Genomic DNA, 20,686 nt, shown 5'->3' on the forward strand with positions numbered 1-20,686 from the left:
AGTACCTGTGTCGTAGCGCTATTTACGGATCGGCCATTTATAAAGCTAAAAAATCATGCTTTTGTATTATTCTCATTCACACTATCTGAACTAATAAACCCCACAACAAAAAATACAATCCCGAAAATAATAAATATTCATATTTCATAATACGCAGTTAATAAACATCACCCGGCAGCACGTTTATCGCGATAAATTGTGACAGACCTCAATTTCCATAACCTTTACCCAGCCATAATAAACAGGCCCAGCAGGTCGCCATCCCGCATACCATAAGGCCCTGACTCAAACCACCTCCTGCCAGGCACTTTTAATCAGACTACAAGCCCGTTATTTCTCGCTTATAATTCATTTCACCGCTTCGTCATTTGCGCTTATAGTGCTTTCTGGCTATATCATTTTTAAGCATTAATGAGACGATCGTAATATTAATAACAGGGATGGCAAACATCACGCCTGGCATGAGCCGCTTTAAAAACATTTCAGCAGGTCACTATTTCTGACAAATAGTGCCTCTTTCGGGGCGCTTGAAATCTGCTGATAACAAATGAATTTAAACACACAGCATTTCTTTCACTCTGTTGGGAGTAATACACATGAGTAAATTCACTGTCATCTCCAGACTGACGCATAAGGAAACGGTAGCCGAAGGAAACCAGATCATACTGGGCGAAGATTCCGTCGTGAAGCTTCAGGCCGGCCGGGGTGATATCGCCAGCTATTCCCGCAGCAACAGCGATCTGCTGGTCAGGATGACCAACGGCGAAACCGTGACGCTGAAAAACTACTTCGCCAACAACCACCAGCTGGTGCTGGATGAAAACGGCGCGCTGTGGTGGATTGACGATCCGCTCGCGGTTGAGCGTTATCAGTCGATCCCCTCAACCGATGCCCTGATTGCGGGCAACGTCAGTAACTCCTCCGGGGATACCCCAATCTGGCCGTGGGTGCTGGGTGGCGTGGCGGCGGCAGGCGGCATTGCCCTGGCGGCTGGCGGAGGCGGCGGTGGCGGGGGTAGCGATCGTATCGATCCCGGCCCGGTACCGCTCGATACCACGCCACCAGCCGCCCCAACCAATCTGCGCTTCTCCTCAGACAGTACTCAGCTGCTCGGTAATGCCGAGGCCAACAGCACGGTTACCATCACCGATGCCAGCGGTAACGTGGTGGGCAAGGCGAAAACCAACGGCAATGGCGACTTTACCGTTGAGCTGGGCATTCCCTATACCAACGGCGAGACCCTGACGGCTGTCGCCAACGACAGCTCCGGCAACGTCAGCCCGTCGAATAGCATTACCGCCGCGGATACCACCGCGCCGGATACGCCGATGATTATTCTCGCGGACGATGCTGCCGGCAGCCTGACCGGCGCGCTCAACAGCGACCAGACCACCGACGATCCCCGCCCGGTCTTCAGCGGCAGCGGCGAGGCCGGGACCACCGTCACTCTTTACGACAACGGTAAGTCCATCGGCACCACGGTGGTGAACAGCGACGGCAGCTGGACCTTCACCCCCAGCGCCAATCTCGCTGACGGCTTCCACCAGTTCACCGCCACCTCCACCGACGCCGCGGGCAACGTCAGCCCGGACTCGGAGGAGTTTAACCTCACTATTGACACCCTCGCCCCGAATGCGCCGGTATTGGAAGTGACGGACGACGAGGGCACCCTTCAGGGTCTGCTCACTAACGGTGGCTTTACCGATGATAACCAACCTGAGCTTGGCGGCTCGGGCGATCCGGGCAGCACCATCGCGATCTATGACAACGGCCTGCTGGTGACGGAAGTGGTCGTCGACGACAAAGGCACCTGGAGCTACACCCCGCCAGTGGCCCTGACGGATGGGCTGCACAGCATCACCCTGACGGAGACCGATCTGGCGGGTAACCTGAGCGCCGTCTCCGCGCCGTTTGAATTTACCATCGACCGTACGCCACCGCCTGCCCCCACCGGTCTGGTGCTCAATACCGAAGGGACCCTCCTCACCGGTACGGCGGAAGCCAACTCGACCGTCACGGTCAGCAACGATCTGGGCGTCACCTTAGGCACGGCAGTCGCGGATGCCAGTGGGGCGTTTTCCGTTACCCTGAACGCGGCTCAGCTTAACGGTGAGACGCTGAGCGCGGCGGCCACCGACAGAGCGGGTAACGAAGGCCCTGCGGCCGAAGTGATTGCCCGGGACGTCACCGCACCGGCGGCACCGGCCGACCTTGTGGTGGCCACAACGGGCGACAGCGTGAGCGGTACAGCTGAAGCCGGGGCGCAAATCACCGTTTTAGACGCTACGGGTGCGACTCTCGGCACCGGGACCGTGGGTCTCGACGGTAAGTTTTCCGTCAGCATCACCCCCAACCAGCTCAACGGTGAAGTGCTGACGGTGTATGCCACCGACGCAGACCAGAACCGAAGCGATCCAGGCCAGGCCACTGCCACGGACTCCACGCCTCCGGACGCCCCGGCGGAACTGGCGATCGCGGCCGATGACGTGACGCTCACCGGCGCCGCGGAAGTGGGCAGCACCGTGGTCCTTATGGAAGGCACCACCAAACTCGATCAAGTGGTGGTTGGCGAATCAGGCCGCTTCTCCTTCACGATGGCCACCGCCAGGCTGAACGGTGAGCTCATGAGCCTTACCGCCACCGATCATGCGGGCAACACCAGCGATGTCAGTTCGATTGAAGCCAGGGATATTATCCCGCCAGCCAAACCGATCATTACCGACGTGTGGGATGACGTCCCCTCCACTCTCGGCACTATCGTCAGCGGGTCGCTTACCGACGACCGCACCCCGCTGATCTCCGGCACCGGTGAGCTCGGCACGACCATCTTTATCTACAGCGAGAGGATACAGATCGGGATGACGGAGGTCGATTCTACGGGACACTGGTCGTTCCAGGTTCCGGCAAGTCTGACGGACGGGCTTCACTCCCTGACCGCAGACGCCGTTGAACGTCGTACCATTCACGGTGAAATGTCCGATATCTGGTCAATTAACGTCGACCCGGCTGCCCCGAACCCGCCGCCCGCAACGGTGGCAACCGCGGCATTCGCCCAGAGCGAGGAGCCGGTAGTCAGCACCCTGAGCGCCAGTACCACGGGCGAAACCTTGATCTATAACGTGCTCAGTGAAACCGGCGGAGACCATGTCAGCAACTTCTCGCTGACGGCGGGAGATAAAATCGACATCAGCGAACTGCTGGTGGGCTGGAACGGCGATCGCGCCACGCTGGGGGATTATATCCAGGTCAGCAACAGTGATGGCAACACGGTGATCGGCATCGACCGGGACGGGGTCGGCACCGGTTATACGCCAGCGACCCTGGTGACGCTGGATGACGTTCAGACCACTTGGGAGGAGCTGGTAAACCAGAACCACATCATTACCGGTTAGCCAGGCACGGCCTTTGACCTTGTAGGCCCGGCAAGCGTAGCGCCGCCGGGCAATCAGACCGCACGCCTGCAACATCGCCGGGTGGCGGCTACGCCTTACCCGGCCTACAACGTCAAAATACCTGAAATAACCCCAAACTTAATGCCATTAATATTGTGACCTTCCCGCCATAATATTTTTTCTACCAAATACCATTATTGCCTTAACTTAAACGATGCTCTAAATAGCAGATCATTTTAATAATGCAAACCAGTATATTAATATTAAAAAGCAGCAAGGAATATATCATATTCAATATCTCTTTTACTGTGACTTAATTATTTACACAGCGCCGCTAAAATATAAATCCGCCCGTTTTGCACATCCAGATTATTCCTAACCCATTAAATTAACGCTAAAATAAACGCCTGTGCCCCGCGCTTAGCCACCCCTTCCAGCCCGCACCCCGCCTGGACCAACGAACAACACCCGCGCAGAAATAACCTCTTCAACAACGCTAACCCTTTATTAACCGGTGCTTAATTTGCACTTTTAGTACTTTCTGGCTATATCAAATTTAGTCAATCCGAAATTGTTACCAATATTAAAGACAAGGATTTACCGCCGAGAAATATATTCCCTATCGCCTTCCCCCCCTGAATACCAAGGGCAAAATGTCGCTGCCACCATCGTTTTATCGGCAGCTATTAATAACTTTTAAATAATTACCCTGGGTCATTGTTGTAAATAAACAGTTTCCCTACGGGTGGCGCTCAATCCGCTCAATAGAAATGGCCTGGATCGCTCGCCATTTCATTGCACTCTGCCGGGAGTAATACACATGAGTAAAATCACTGTCATCTCCAAACTGACGCACAAGGAAACGGTAACAGACGGGTCTCAGGTTACGCTGAATGACTCCTCCATCGTTAAGATCAACGCCGAACGCGCCGACATTCTCGACTATGAACGCAGCGGTAACGACCTGATCGTTAAGCTGGCCGACGGCGAAACCCTGACCCTCAAAAATTTCTTCGTCAGCGGTGAGCAGGGTATCAGCCAGCTGGTGCTGCAGGAGGATAACGGCGCCTTGTGGTGGATTGCCGATCCCATCGCGGCAGAGAGCTACCAGTCAATCGCCTCTCTTGATGTCCTGCTGGCAGGCACCACTACCGCGTCGGCAGGTGAGGCGGCGATCTGGCCCTGGGCCCTGGGTGGCGTGGCGGTGGCAGGCGGCATTGCGCTGGCCGCAGGTGGCGGCGGTGGCGGTGGCGGCGGCGGGAGCGACGGGGACAGCAGCAATGGCGGTGGTGGTGACGGCGGCAGTGACGGCGGCAGTGACGGCGGCAGTGACGGCGGCAGTGACGGCGGCAGTGACGGCGGCAGTGACGGCGGCAATGGTACTAACCCGCCGCTGCCGGGCACCGACCCGAACGACACCACTCCTCCGGGCGCGCCCGGCAACCTCAAATTCTCAGCAGACGGCACGCAACTTAGCGGGAGCGCCGAAGCCAACAGCAGCATCACCATCACCGATGCCAACGGCAACGTGGTCGGCAGAGGCCAGACCAACAGCAACGGTGAGTTCACCATCGATTTGGACAAGCCGTACACTAACGGTGAAACCCTGACCGCGACACCCACCGACGGTGCCGGCAACGTCGGTCCAGGCACCCCGGTGACCGCCGCCGATACCACCCCGCCGGAGGCCCCGGTCATCAACACCGTTGCCGACGATGTGGGCAGCGTAACCGGGTCGCTCACCAGCGGCCAGACGACCGATGACGCCCGCCCGACCTTTAGCGGCAGCGGCGAGGCAGGCAGCACCATCACGATTTACGACAACGGCACCGCCATCGGCACCGCGCAGGTCAACGGCGACGGCAGCTGGAGCTTCATCCCGGCCACCGCGCTGGGCGAAGGGGCGCACCAAATCACCACCCGGGCCACCGACGGCGCGGGCAACACCGGACCGGCATCCCCGGTATTCAGCATCACCGTCGATACCATTGCTCCAAACGCCCCTTCCGGCGTGACGGTCAGTGACACCACCGGCACGCAACAGGGCGTGGTGACCGCCGGGCAAAGCACCGATGACAACCGCCCTGCCCTCAGCGGCACGGGCGAAGTGGGCAGCACCATCACGATTTATGACAACGGCCAGCCCGTGGGCCAGGCAACCGTCGGCACCGACGGCAAATGGTCCTTTACGCCAGAGACGCCGCTTGCCGATGGCGCACACGCCATCACCCTGACGGAGACCGATCTGGCGGGCAACACCAGCGCGCCTTCCGCCTCATTTGACTTTACCATTGACCGCACGCCGCCGGACCAGCCGACCATCACTCAAATCCCTAACGGCAACCAGGTCATCGGCACCGCCGAGCCAGGCAGCACCATCACCATCTTCAACTCGCTCGGCACGGTGATTGGCAGCGGCACGGCCGACGCTCGCGGCCAGTTCAGCGTTGACCTCAAGGAAGCGCAAGCCGTGGGGGATACCTTCACCGTGGTCGCCTCTGATGCTGCCGGGAACCCGAGCCAGCCAGCAACCGCCGTGGTGAGTGATATCACCCCGCCTGATGCGCCAACCGATCTTCAGATCTCTGCGGACGGCGCCACCGTCACCGGGAAGGCGGAAGCGGGCAGCACCGTTACCGTTCGCGATGATTTATGACAACGGCCAGCCCGTGGGCCAGGCAACCGTCGGCACCGACGGCAAATGGTCCTTTACGCCAGAGACGCCGCTTGCCGATGGCGCACACGCCATCACCCTGACGGAGACCGATCTGGCGGGCAACACCAGCGCGCCTTCCGCCTCATTTGACTTTACCATTGACCGCACGCCGCCGGACCAGCCGACCATCACTCAAATCCCTAACGGCAACCAGGTCATCGGCACCGCCGAGCCAGGCAGCACCATCACCATCTTCAACTCGCTCGGCACGGTGATTGGCAGCGGCACGGCCGACGCTCGCGGCCAGTTCAGCGTTGACCTCAAGGAAGCGCAAGCCGTGGGGGATACCTTCACCGTGGTCGCCTCTGATGCTGCCGGGAACCCGAGCCAGCCAGCAACCGCCGTGGTGAGTGATATCACCCCGCCTGATGCGCCAACCGATCTTCAGATCTCTGCGGACGGCGCCACCGTCACCGGGAAGGCGGAAGCGGGCAGCACCGTTACCGTTCGCGATGGCGACGACGTGATCGGCGGAGGCGTCGCCGGACCTGACGGCAGCTTCGAAATTATCCTCACCACCCCGCGCCGGTACGGGGAGGACCTGGCGGTTACCGCCACCGACCTAGCGGGCAATACCGGGCCGGAAGCCAGCGTTACCGCCCCGGACGTGACTCCGCCGCAGGCCCCGGTCATCACCAGCATGGTGGATGACGTGGAGGCTGGCACCGGCGCGATCCTTGACGGGCAGGTTACCAATGACACCCGGCCGCTAATCACCGGTACCGGCGAGCCGGGTGCGACCATTAATATCTACAACGGCGAGATCCTGGTGGGTTCCGCCGAAGTGGGTGCCGACGGCAACTGGTCCACCGAGCTGGCGCTGAGCGGCGACGGCGGCTATGTCCTGACGGCACAAGCCGTGGACGGCAAAGGCAACCTCAGCGAATCTTCCAACAGCTGGAGCTTCATTCTCGATGCCACCCCACCGGCCACCCCGGCGATCGTCCAGGCGATCAACGATCTGCCTGAGACCGCGGTAGTCATCGCTGACAACAGCACCACCAATGACAACCGCCCGACCCTGTACGGCACGGGTGAAGCAGGTTCGACCATCAGCATTCTGGTGGATGGCGTGGAGGTCGGCACCGCGCAGGTCGGCAACGGCGGGGAGTGGATCTTCACGCCTGACGCCGCCCTCGAGGAGGGTTTGCATGAGATCACCACGGTGGCGAAGGATGCAGCCGGTAACAGCAGCCCCGCCTCCGGAACCTTTACCCTGACCATTGATACCGTGGCACCGGATGCCCCGGTGATTACCCGGGTCGTGGACAACACCGGCAGCGTGCAGGGCGATATCAGCAGCAACGTGCCGACCGACGAAACCCGTCCGGTGATCGAGGGGACGGGCCCGGCCAACTCGCAGATCAGCATCTACGAAGGTACCACCCTGCTCGGCACCGCCATCAGCAATGGGGATGGCGTCTGGAGCCTTCAGCTCGACACCCCGCTCGGTAACGGCACCCATGTCCTGACCGCCTCCGTCAGCGATGCGGTGGGCAACACCGCCACCTCCGGCAGCTTTAACCTGGTGGTCGATACCCTGGCCCCGGGCACGCCGGGCATTCCGGCCATCACCGTTAATCCTGAGGGCGGCACGGAAGAGACCCTCACCTCCGGGGGCAGCACCCGCGACACCACCCCAACCCTGAGCGGTACCGGTACGGAAGGCGATATCGTCACCATCTACGACGGCACCACCAAAATCGGGGAAACCACTATTCCGCCGGGCGGCAACTGGACCTGGACCCCGCCAGCAGGTCTGCCAAATGGCACTTACGATCTCAGCCTGACCGTGACCAACAAAGACGGCGCGGGCAACGAAAGCGCCCCGTCGCAGCCGGTCTCCATCACCATTGATACCGAAGCGCCGGACCAGCCTGACGTGCCGGTGGTCACCGATAACGTGAGCGAAATCACCGGCCCGGTGGGCAACAACGGCGCCACCAACGACACCCGTCCGGTATTGAGCGGCACCGGCACGCCGGATGACACCATCAGCATCTACGACCAGACCGAGACCGGCAACGTGCTGGTGGGCGAAGTGGTGGTCGACATCAACGGCAACTGGACCTGGCGCGCCGATGAGCCGCTGGCCCAGGGGACGCACGGCTTTACCGTTGTCGCCACCGACCCGGCGGGCAACGCCTCGGTGGTCTCAGACACCATCACCGTGACCGTTGATAGCCAGGTGCCGGAGATCCCGACGATCGCCAGCGTGAATGACACCCTTACCGCAGGCAGCAGCACCAACGACACCACCCCAACCGTCACGGGGACCGGCGAAAACGGCACCACGGTGATCCTCTACAGCAATGGGGTTGAAGTGGGCCGCGGGCTGGTCACCAACGGCAGCTGGTCCATCACCACGCCAGCGCTGAATGACGGCCCGACCACCCTGACAGTGGCGGCGCTGGATGCCGCCGGGAACGTCAGCGGCACCGGCAGCGACTTTGCCCTCACCATCGATACCGTGCCGCCGGGCAACCCGCAGCTGCTGGATATCTCTGACAGCACCCTCACCAACGGCACGCTGTACGCCAACAGCAGCACCCCGACCCTGAGCGGCACCGGCGAGCCGCTGAGCACCATCACCGTCTCCGTTGACGGCAATTCGCTCGGCCAGGTGCAGGTCGACGAGCAGGGGCAGTGGACCTTCCCGCTGCCGGCCGGCACTGAACTGTCGGATAACACCCACACCATCACCCTGGTGGCGAGCGACGCAGCGGGTAACACCAGCGAAAGCAGCCCGGTTAGCGTGGTGATCGACACTGACGCACCGGATGCGCCACTGGTCACCGGGATCGTCTCCGGCGGCACGCCGCTGAACGGCACCGCCGAACCGGGCTCCACCATTACGGTCCGTGGCCCGGGTGACGTGGTGCTGGGGACCGGCGTGACCAACGCCCAGGGGCAGTTCTCCATCGCCCTGACCCCGCCGCAAAGCGATGCGGTCACCCTCACACTGACCGCCAGCGATCCGGCGGGCAACGCCAGCGACCCGGCGACGACGTACGAGGTTCCGCAGACGCCTGCGCTGCCAGCCGTGCCGACAATCGACGCCATCCTTGATGACAACGGCACCGACGGCACCGTCAACGTCAAAGGCGGCAGCTCTAACGACACCACCCCGACCCTCACCGGTACGGCAATCCCGGGCAGTCTGGTCACGATTTACCTGGACGGCAGCACCACGGCGCTGGGCAGCGTCACCGCCGACGCCACGACCGGTGCCTGGTCGTACCCGGTTGCCGCCCTGGCTGAAGGCAGCCACAGCTTCAGCGTGACCGCCACCTTCCAGGACCAGACCAGCGGCCAGTCACCGGCGGCGACGGTCAATATCGATCTCACCCCGCCGCAGGCTCCGGCCTTTGGTGCCGTGGTGGACGACGTGGGCCCGCTGACCGGTACGGTGGTCAGCGGCAGCCCGACCAACGATGACCAGCCAACCTTCAGCGGCACGGCCACGCCGGGAGATGTGATCCGCCTTTACGCGGACGATACCCTGATCGGCACCGCCACGGTGGGCAACACCGGGGCCTGGAGCATTACCCTGACCGAACCGCTGGATGATGGCACCTACGCCCTGACCCTCAGCGCCACCGATCCGGCCGGGAACGAAAGTCCGCGTTCGGCGCCGTTCTCTCTGGTGGTGGATACCACCGCGGGCGAAGCGGTCATCACCGGGGCCAACGATGATGCGGGCCCGGTCACCGGCAACGTCGCCAACGGCGGCAGCACCAACGACAACACCCCGACCCTGTCGGGCACTGCAGAAGCCAACAGCAGCGTCGCTATCTACGACGGCATTAAGCTGATTGGCACCGTCACCGCCAGCGACACGGGTGCCTGGAGCTTCACCCCGACCACCGTACTGGCGGAAGGTCAGCACGTCTTTACCGCCGTCGCTACCGATAGCGCGGGCAACGTCAGCCCGATCTCCGGGGCGTATATCCTGACCGTCGACATGACCCCACCGGCCATCCCGGTGATCAGCAGCATCAACGACGACGTGGCGGGCAATACCGGCCCGCTGACTAACGGGCAAGTGACTAACGATGTGCGTCCGGAACTGACCGGTACCGGGGTGGCGGGTAGCACTGTCCACATCCTGGATAACGGTATCGAGATCGGCACCGCGCTGGTCAGCGCCAGCGGCAGCTGGAGCTTTATCCCGACCAGCGATCTGGCTCAGGGGCCGCACGATCTGCGCGTCAGCGCCACCGATGCCGCGGGCAACGTCTCCGGCACCTCGCCAGCGTTCTCGCTGAATATCGACACCACCGCCCCGCAGGCACCGATCCTGCTTACTGCGGTGGATGATGTCGGCACCGCGACTACCACCCTGAACAGCGGCGATACCACCAACGACGCGCAGCCAACCCTGACCGGCAGCGGCGAAGTTGGGGCCACCATCCACATCATTGTCGACGAGCTGGAGATCGGCACCGCGGTGGTTAACGCCTCGGGCAGCTGGACCTTCACCCCGGAAACGGCGCTGGATGAAGGCACACGCAGCATCCGCTTTACCGCCACCGACACCGCCGGGAACACCGGGCCTGCCAGCGATCCGTTTATCCTGACGGTGGATACCCTGGCCCCGGCGGCACCAACGCTGACCGCCATCAGTGATAACGTGGGCCCCCTTCAGGATCCGATCACCACCTCCGGCCAGGCTACCGATGACGCTACGCCAACGCTGACCGGCCAGGCCGAAGCCAACGCCAGGGTGGCGATTTACGACAACGGAGCCCTCGTCGGCACCGTACAGGCCACCGAAACCGGCAGCTGGAGCTGGACGCCGGACAACGCCCTGACCGGCGGCAGCCACACCTTCACCACCACCGCCCGTGATGCGGCGGGCAACCTCAGCGAAACCTCGCCGGGCTTCACCCTGATCGTCGATACCCTGAAACCAACCCCGCCAACGATCGCCCTGGCGATTGACGACGTCGGCCCGGTGACCGGCCCGCTCACCAGCGGCCGCACCACCAACGACCCGCAGCCGGTGCTCACCGGCACCAGCGAACCGAACGCCCTTGTGCGGATTTTTGAAGGTGAGACCCTGCTTGGCGAAGGCCAGGCAGACAGCAACGGTAACTGGTCGATCGAGCTGGACACGCAGCTCAGCGATGCCCTACACAGCTTCACGGCCGTGGCGATCGATGCCGCAGGCAACGCCAGCGATCCGTCCGCCACCTTCACCCTGACGGTGGATACGCTGGTACCTGTCGCCCCGGTGCTGGTCTCGGTTCTTGACGATGTCGGCACCGAAGTGGCCCTCACCAGCGGCCAGCTGACCAACGACGCCAGGCCGACCCTCAGCGGCACGGCGGAAGCGGGCACCACGGTGAACGTGTACGACGGCACTACCCTGCTGGGCAGCGCCACCGTCGGGGCGAACAACGCCTGGACCTTTACCCCGCAGAGCCCGCTGGCCGACGGGGAACATACCCTGACGGTGACCACTACCGACGCGGCGGGCAACGTCAGCCCGGCAACCAGCGGTTTCGTGATCAACGTCGATGCCACCGCCCCGGTCGCGCCAGCCATCACCTCGGTGGTGGATGACACCGGTTCGGTGCAGGGGCCAGTGCTCAACGGCAACCCGACCAACGACACCCGTCCAACCCTCAACGGCACCGCCGAAGCAGGCGCAACTGTTCGCATCTACGACGGCGAGACCCTGGTGGGCGAGACAACCGCTAACGCCGAGGGCCAGTGGACGCTGGATCAAACCAGCATCGCCCTCGAAGACGGGGAGCATAACTTCACCGCTACCGCCACCGATGCGGCGGGCAACCTCAGCGCGGCGTCGCCGGTGACCTCGATTACCGTCGACACTATCGCCCCGGGAGCCCCGGACAGCTTCACTATCCTCAATAACGGCAACACCCTCACCGGCCGCGGGGAAGCGGGCAGCACCATCACCGTGCGCGATGGCAACACGGTGATCGGCACCGGGGTCGTCAATGACACCGGTAGCTTCTCCATTACCCTCACCACGCCGAAAGCGAACGGCGAACTGCTGACGGCCACCGCTACCGACAGCGCCGGGAATAGTGGCGCAGAAGGCCAGTTCGTGGCGCCTGACACCACGCCTCCGGCCGTTCCGGTCATTACCGACGTGGTGGATAACGTGACTGCCGTCACCGGCACCATCACCGACGGACAGACCACCAACGATGCGACCCCGCTGATCCGCGGCACCGGCCCTGCCAATGCCACTATCCAGCTTTACAGCGGCTCGGATCTGGTCGGCACCACGCAGGTCAGCGCGGAAGGCACCTGGGAGATCCAGCTCACCACCGCCCTGCCTGACGGCGGCCACGTCCTGACGGCACAATCCGTGGACACCGCAGGCAATAACAGCGCCGCGTCCAACAGCTGGAGCATCGTGGTCGATGCCACCGCCCCGGACGCCCCGACGATCGTCAACGCGATCAACGATCTCTCCGGCAGCCCGGTAGCCATCGCTAACAACACCGCCACCAACGACAGCCGTCCGACCCTGAACGGCACCGGGGAAGCGGGCGCCACTCTCAGCATTCGGGTGGATGGCGTGGAAGTGGGCACCGCCGTGGTGGGCGCGGGTGGCGCGTGGACCTTCACGCCAGAGACCGCCCTCGCCGAAGGGCTACGCGCCATCACCGTGGTGGCGACGGATGCCGCCGGTAATACCGGCCTGCCGTCTGCGGCCTTTAACGTCACCATTAATACCGTACCGCCGGCCGCCCCGGTCATCACCCTGGCCGTGGACAACACCGGCACCGTCACAGGCGACGTGGTCAGCAACCAGCCGACAGACGAAACCCTGCCGCTGATCCAGGGAACAGGCCCGGCCAACGCGCAGATTAGCCTCTATGAAGGCACCACCCTGCTCGGCACCGCCACCACCAGCCCGACGGGGGCATGGAGCGTGCAGCTGACGACTCCGCTGGGTAACGGCACGCACGCCCTGACCGCGACGGTCAGCGATGCGGCAGGCAACACCGCTACCTCCGGCACCTTTAACCTGGTGGTGGATAACGTTCCTCCTGCCACACCGGGTATCCCGGACATCACCGTCAACCCTGACGGCGACGAAGAGACAGCCCTCACCGGCGGGGACAGCACCCGCGATACCACCCCTACCCTGAGCGGCACCGGGAATGAAGGGGATATCGTTACCATCTACGACGGCACCACCCAAATCGGCGAAACCACCGTTCAGCCTGGCGGGACCTGGACCTGGACGCCGCCAGCGGATCTGCCGAATGGGACCTATAACCTCGTCCTGATCGTGACCAGCAGCGACGGCGCGGGCAACGTCTCGGAAGTGTCGGACGCCATGACCGTGACCGTCGACAGCCTCGTGCCGGCGATCCCGGTTATCAGTAGCGTGAATGACAACGTCGGGCCGGTCACCGGCAACATCGCGGCGGGCGGCAGCACCAACGATACCACCCCGACCGTCACCGGCACCGGGGAGAACGGCACCACCGTGATCCTCTACAGCAATGGCATCGAAGTGGGCCGCGGCCTCGTCAGTAACGGCAGCTGGACCATCACCACGCCGGTACTGAGGGATGGCGCGACCACCCTGACCGTGGCGGCGATGGATGCCGCCGGGAACGTCAGCGAGGCGGGCAGTAACTTTGCCTTCACCATCGATACCGTGCCGCCAGCGATCCCGCAGCTGCTGGATATCTCTAACAGCACCCTGGCCGGAGGCCAGCTCTACGCCAACAGCAGCACCCCGACCCTGAGCGGCTCCGGCGAGCCGCTGAGCACCATCACCGTCCTGGTCGACGGCCAGTCTCTGGGTCAGGTACAGACCAACGCCCAGGGACAGTGGACGCTGCCGATCCCCGGCGGTACGCCGCTGTCCGATAGCCCGTACACCGTCACCCTGGTGGCGAACGATGCCGCGGGCAATACCAGCCAAAGCGCGCCGGTGAACCTGATCGTTGATACCCAGGCGCCGGGTACGCCAGCGGTGACCGACATCGTCTCCGGCGGTACGCCGCTGATTGGCACCGCAGAAGCGGGCTCCCTCATCACAGTACGTGGCCCGGACAACGTGGTGCTGGGTACCGGCGTCACCAACGCCCAGGGGCAGTTCTCCGTGGCCCTGACCCCGCCGCAAAGCAGCGAGGTGACCCTCAGCCTGACCGCCAGCGACGTGGCGGGCAACACCAGCCTCCCGAGCACCTTTGAGGTTCCGGCGACGCCTGCGCTGCCGGACGTGCCGGTTATCGTCGCCATCCTGGATGACAACGGCACCGGCGGCAGCGTTAACGTCAAAGGCGGCAGCTCCAACGATGCCACCCCAACCCTGACCGGTACGGCGATCCCGGGCAGCCAGGTCACGATTTATCTGGACGGCAGCACCACGGCGCTGGGCAGCGTCACCGCCGATGCCACCACCGGCGCCTGGTCGTTCCCGGTCTCCGCCCTCGGGGAAGGCAGCCACAGCTTCAGCGTGACCGCCACCGTCGACGGCCAGACCAGCGGCCAGTCGCCAGAGGCGACGGTAAATATCGATCTCACGCCACCGGCTGCGCCTGTATTTGGCACCCTGGTGGATGACGTGGGTACCGTCACCGGGGCCGTGGTCAGCGGCAGACCAACCAATGACAGCCAGCCGGTGCTGAACGGCACGGCAACGCCGGGGGATGTGATTAATGTGTATTCCGGCGATACCCTGCTGGGGAGCGTCACGGTAAGCGCCACCGGGGCCTGGAGCTTTACCCTGCCTCAGGCGCTGGATGACGGCACTTACACCCTGACCCTCAGCGCCACCGATCCGGCCGGCAACGAAAGCCTGCGCTCGGATCCGTTCTCGCTGGTGGTGGATACCGTGGCCGCTGCGCCGGTTATCACCGGGGCCAACGATGACGTCGGCCCGGTCACCGGCAACGTGGTCAGCGGCGGCGTCACCAACGACAACACCCCGACCCTGACGGGCAGCGCGGAAGCAGGCAGCAGCGTCGCCATCTATGAAGGCAGCAGACTGCTCGGCACCGTGCTGGCCAACGCCAGCGGGATCTGGAGCTTCACCCCAACGGTGGTACTGGCAGAGGGCGAACACAGCTTTACCGCCATCGCCACCGACACCGCAGGCAACCTCAGCCAGGCCTCCGGGGCGTACACCCTGACCGTCGACATGACGCCACCGGCCACTCCGGTGCTGGTCAGCGTTAATGACGACGTGGCGGGCAATACCGGCCCGCTGACCAGCGGCCAGCTCACCAACGATGCCCGTCCGGCACTGACCGGCACCGGCGTGGCGGGCAGCACCGTGCATATCCTGGATAACGGCCAGGAGATCGGCACCGCGCGGGTGGACGACAGCGGTAACTGGCGCTTTACCCCGACCGGCGATCTGGCCCAGGGGCCGCACGAACTGCGCGTCAGCGCCACCGATGCCGCAGGTAACGTCTCGGGCACCTCCCCGGCCTTCTCGCTGAACGTTGATACCGTCGCCCCGCTGGCTCCGGTACTGACAGGCGTGGTGGATGATGTCGGGACCCTCACCGGTGCGGTGAACAACGGTGGCGTCACCGACGACAACCGTCCAACCTTTAACGGCACCGGCGAAGCAGGCTCCACGGTTCGCATCCTCGTTGACGGACAGGAGATCGGCACCGCCGTGGTCAACGCCACGGGCAGCTGGACCTTCACGCCGGAAACCGCCCTTGAGGACGGGCTGCGCAGCGTGACCCTGACCGCCACCGATCTCGCCGGAAATACCGGCCCTGTCAGCGGGGCCTTTACCCTGACGGTGGATACCCAGGCACCAGCCGTACCGACCATCCTCGCGGCCGCCGACAACGTGGGCCCGATCCAGACCCCGCTCACCGTCTCCGGCCAGGTCACCGACGACACCACGCCAGGGCTGTCGGGCAGCGCTGCCGCCAACGCCACGGTCACCGTCTATGACAATGGCGTCTTCCTCGGCAGCGTGCAGGCCAGCGCCACAGGCGAGTGGAGCTTCACGCCGGAAAACGCGCTGAGCAACGGCAGCCACATCTTCACCGCCAGCGCCAGCGATGCGGCAGGCAACCTCAGCGAGGTCTCGGCGGGCTTCACGGTGATTGTCGATAGCCTCAAACCGCTCGCCCCGGTCATCACCCTGGCCCAGGACGACGCTGGCACCCTCACCGGCGCCCTGACCAGCGGTCAGCGCACCGATGACACCCTGCCGGTGCTCACCGGCACCAGCGAACCGAATGCCCGGGTGCAGATCTTTGAAGGCGAGACGCTGCTGGGCACCGCCACCGCCGACAGCAGCGGCAACTGGTCGATTCCGCTGACCACGCCGCTCACCAACGCCACCCACAACTTCACCGCGGTGGCGACGGATGCGGCAGGCAACATCAGCGATCCGTCCGCCACCTTCACCCTGACGGTGGATACCCTGCCGCCAGCGGTACCGGTGCTGGTCTCGGTGGTGGATGATGTCGGCACGGTGGTGTCGCTCACCAGCGGCCAGCTGACCAACGACGCCAGACCGACCCTCAACGGCACGGCGGAAGCAGGCTCGACGGTGAACATCTATGACGGCAATCTGCTGCTGGGCAGCGTGGTAGCCGACGCCAACAGCGCCTGGAGCTTTACCCCAACCACGCCGTTGGCCGACGGTCAGCACGCCCTGACGGTGACCGCCACCGACGCGGTGGGCAACGTCAGTCTGTCGACTGCGGCCTTTAACCTTAACCTCGATGCCACCGCTCCGGGCGCGCCGGTCATCACCTCGGTGGTGGATGACGTCGGCACGATCCAGGGCCCGGTGATCGGCGGCAATCCGACCAACGACAACCGTCTGACCCTCAACGGCACCGCCGAAGCCAACGCCGTGGTGCGCATCTACGACGGTACCACCCTCGTGGGCCAGGTGACGGCCAACGCCCAGGGTCAGTGGACCCTGCCGCAGACCACCACCGTTCTTACCGACGGGGTGCATAACTTCACCGCTACCGCCACCGATGCGGCGGGCAACCTCAGCGCGGCCTCACCGGTCGCGTCGGTCACCGTGGATACCGTCGCCCCGGGGGCGCCTGGCGCCTTCACCGTGCTCGAGAGCGGCGGCCGGGTCAACGGCACCGCCGAGGCGGGCAGCACCGTGACCATTCTCGGCACCGACAACGTGACGGTGCTGGGTACCGGCATCGCCGACGCCAGCGGGAGGTTCAGCATTGCGCTCTCCACGCCGCAGGTTAACGCTGAGCTGCTGCACGTCTTTGCCACCGACCGGGCCGGAAACGCAGGTCTGGCGGTGGATCTGAGAATGCCGTACTCGCTGGTGCCGAACCCACCGGTCATCACCAGCGTCAACGACAACGCGGGCAGCATCATCGGCAACCTGCTGAACGGGCAAGTCACGGACGACACCACCCCAACCCTGACCGGGACCGCGCAGCCGCTCTCCACCATCACCCTGTATGACAACAACGTGCTGTTAGCCACGGTGACCACCAACAGCGCGGGGATCTGGACGTATACCCCAACCGTGCCGCTGGGTAATGGCAATCACGCCTTTACCGCCACCGCGGGCAACGCGGTCGGCACCAGCCCGGCCACGCCGCTGAGCTCGATTGTGGTGGATACCGTCGCCCCGGGCACGCCGCAGGGGACCTTTAACGCCGACGGCAGCGTGCTGAGCGGGACCGCCGAAGCGGGCAGCACCATCACCCTGCTCCTGAGCGATAATAGCGTGGTGACCACCACCGCCAACGCCCAGGGCAACTGGAGCTACACCTTCCTCGACAAGCAGTCCGAAGGGGAGCGGATCACCCTCTCTGCCACCGATGCGGCGGGTAACACCTCCGCCACCGGGGCGGTGATTGCGCCAAACCTGCCGCTGTCGGCCAGCGACAACGTGGTGGGGCTGGACCTGACCACCAACGCCACCGTCAGCACCGCCCAGTACAGCGACTATGGCGTCCAGCTGGTAGGCGGCGTCGGCAACGTGCTGTCGCTGCTGGGGGATAACTCCGCCCAGGTGACCTTCACCGTACCTACCGGCGGCAGCGCGGATATGGAGATCAACGCCAGCGCCACCGGTATTGTGCTCTCCCTGCTCAACACCCTGGAGATCGTTGTTCAACGCTGGAACGGCACCACCTGGACCACCGAGGTGGATACCGGCCTGCCGCAGTTCGCTAACCTGCTGACCCTCGGCGCCAGCGGCGTGACCCTGAACCTGACCGGCCTGCCGGGCGGGCAGTATCGCGTCCTGAGCTACAACACCAACCTGCTGGCGACCGGGTCGTACACCAGCCTTGATGTGGACGTCACGCAAACCACCGCGGGCACCCTGACCGGTACCCTGGTGCAAAACGGCAACGTCATCACCGATACCGATCCGGTAAGCGGCAGCGACAGCGCCCCGAACGGCACGGTAGTCACCAGCGTCACCAACGCTAACGGCGTCACCACCAACGTGGCGGCGGGCGCGGCGGGCACCACCATCAACGGGCTGTACGGCACCCTGACCCTGCACGCTGACGGGAGCTACACCTACACCCTGACCGACACCCGCGCCACGGTGCTGGGCCGGACCGATACCTTCACCTACAACATCGCCGGGAAAGGGGCCACGGACGACGCCCGACTGATCATCACCCTCGGTGAAAACACGGTGCGAAACAGCGTCACGGCGGTGGACGACACCGCCTCGCTGACCTTCAACACGCAGGTACAGGCCATCGACTACGGTCCATCGAGCCAGAGCGGCTTTACCGTGGTGGGCGTCAACCTGGGTAACGTGCTGAACCTCAACCTGCTGGACGATCGCAGCGAGACCATGAAGTACAGCGTGGAGGAAGGCACCACCCGCACCATGACCATCCAGGGAAGCGTTGGTGGGGTAGCGCTGGCCTCGGTGTTTGACCTGTATATCTACAAGTTCAACCCGGCGACCCAGAGCTATGAGCGGATGCGCACCGAGGCAGGCTGGCTGCGGGCGCCGCTGCTGGGCGGCACCTCGGCACCGCTGACGCTGACCCTGCCGGCCGGTGAATATCTCTTCCTGATGAACACCGCGGCGGGGATCACGGTGCTGACCGGCTACAGTATCAACATCCTGGAAGATCATGTTTATGCCGTTTCCAGCATCGCCGCCGCCACGACCGGCGACGTGTTGCAGAGTGACGTGGTGCCGGCCGGCACGCTCGTCACCCAGGTGAACGGTATTAACGTGAACGCCACCGGCACCACGCGTATCGAAGGGCAGTACGGCGACCTGGAGATCGACGCACAGGGGAAATACACCTATACCCTGCGCAACGGGGTGGGCGCCGACCTGATCAGCACGCCGGACACCTTCGTCTATACCGTGACGGCACCGAATGGCGATAAGGACACCGCCTCGCTGAACATCACCCCAACGCCGGTGGCGCTGGATGCGGTCAGTGACGTCAGCGATGCGCTGGTCTTCGAAACCACCTCGCAGGTCGCAGCCTATCGTGATGATACGGTGGGTAGCGCGAACTGGAACGCGGCCCTGCTGGCCTCTACCTCGGGTTCGGGCAGCGGGACATTTGTGGTGGGGGCCAACACCGCCCTGCACGACGTCGTGCTCCACTTTAACGTCGCCTCCCTGCTGTCGCTGGGCGGCCTGAGCGTAAACTGGACCATTACCGGGCCAGGAGTGACCAGAACCGGTTCCTTCAACGGTGGCCTGCTGCTGGGGGGCACAGCCACCATTAACCTGCCGGATCTGGATCTGAATGCCGGGACCTACACCCTGAACTTTACCGGGTCTATGGGCCCGCTGGGGTTAGGCGCGATCTCCATCACCCCTTACGTCACGGGTACCACCGTGTTCCTGAACAGTGAGCTGACTACCGCGGGTCACACCGTCACCGGCAATATCTTTGACGGCTCGGATTCGGGCGGCGTGCTGGATCAGCTCCATTCGGTGGACAGCCGTCTGAGCATCACCAGCTATACCGGCACCGTCACCACGCTGGATCCGTACACCACCGCCACGGCTACCGCCAACATTCAGGGGCATTACGGCGTGCTGAACATCGGGGTGGATGGGCATTACACCTACACCCTGAACAGCGGCGTCTCGCTGGCCTCGATGACCACGAAGGAGACCTTTACCTACAAACTGACCGGCGATAACGGCACCACCGATACCGCGACCCTGACCATCGACATGGCACCGAAGTTTGTCAGCTCCGAGCATAGCGATACCTTCACCGGTAGCGCCTATGGCGACACGCTGATTTACGAGGTGCTGAACAACACGGCGGGCAACGGTACGGCGGGCAACGGCAGCAACGACCACTGGACCAACTTCTCCCTGGCGCAGGGAGACAAGATCGACATCAGCGATCTGCTGGTGGGCTGGAACGGCAGCAGCGCAACGCTGGGTAACTATCTGCATGTCACTAACAGCAATGGCAATACCGTGATCTCCGTCGACCGAGACGGAGCGGCAAATATTTACACCAATACTACACTTGTAACATTGGATAACGTCCAGACAACCTATGAGGAGCTGGTTAACCAGAATCATATCATTACCGGTTAGCGCTAAAAACAAGACCCGGGCGCACGTCGCCCGGGCTTAACATTATAAAGT

The 20,686-nt window shown here is 63.5% G+C and carries 3 protein-coding genes; all 3 read left to right on the forward strand.

Annotation, left to right across the window (positions count from 1 at the left end; translation table 11 throughout):
* Positions 1-596: 596 nt before the first annotated feature.
* The 3 genes from ES815_RS04435 to ES815_RS04445 all read left to right on the forward strand — a co-directional run bounded on the left by ES815_RS04435 (position 597) and on the right by ES815_RS04445 (position 20,635).
* Positions 597-3,392: an Ig-like domain-containing protein gene (locus ES815_RS04435; protein ID WP_142486789.1), complete on the forward strand. Its 2,796-nt coding sequence runs from the start codon at positions 597-599 to the stop codon at positions 3,390-3,392.
* An 820-nt stretch (positions 3,393-4,212) separates the two neighbouring features.
* Entirely contained in the window at positions 4,213-6,048 is a 1,836-nt protein-coding gene (locus ES815_RS04440) for an Ig-like domain-containing protein (protein ID WP_142486790.1), read from the forward strand.
* Between the two features lie 13 nt (positions 6,049-6,061).
* The gene (locus tag ES815_RS04445) at positions 6,062-20,635 is read left to right on the forward strand and encodes a BapA/Bap/LapF family large adhesin (protein ID WP_185902382.1); all 14,574 of its coding nucleotides are present in this window, start codon (positions 6,062-6,064) and stop codon (positions 20,633-20,635) included.
* The last annotated feature ends 51 nt before the right edge of the window (positions 20,636-20,686 follow it).

This window comes from Leclercia adecarboxylata (assembly GCF_006874705.1).
In the GTDB taxonomy this organism is placed as follows: Bacteria; Pseudomonadota; Gammaproteobacteria; order Enterobacterales; family Enterobacteriaceae; genus Enterobacter; species Enterobacter adecarboxylatus_C.